The organism is Erythrobacter sp. SN021 (assembly GCF_021864455.1).
Genome location: NZ_JAKKUW010000169.1, coordinates 1 through 335, shown reverse-complemented (window position 1 = coordinate 335; position 335 = coordinate 1). Strand labels below are relative to the sequence as shown.

Below are 335 nucleotides of genomic sequence, written 5' to 3'. Positions count from 1 at the left end.
AGCAGCTGGAAGATGGTCGTACCCTGAGCGACTACAACATCCAGAAGGAATCCACCCTTCACCTTGTGTTGCGTCTTCGTGGAGGTATGCAGATCTTCGTGAAGACCTTGACGGGAAAGACCATCACCCTTGAAGTGGAGCCCAGCGACACCATCGAAAATGTGAAGGCCAAGATCCAGGACAAGGAAGGCATTCCTCCAGATCAGCAGCGTCTGATCTTTGCTGGAAAGCAGCTGGAAGATGGTCGTACCCTGAGCGACTACAACATCCAGAAGGAATCCACCCTTCACCTTGTGTTGCGTCTTCGTGGAGGTATGCAGATCTTCGTGAAGACC

At 52.2% G+C, this 335-nt stretch carries 1 protein-coding gene; it reads left to right on the top strand.

Translation table 11 applies throughout. The features are described 5' to 3' along the window. Positions 1-335, top strand: a 335-nt coding sequence (locus L5849_RS15420; protein WP_236926255.1) for a polyubiquitin, incomplete at both ends; no start/stop codon positions are given.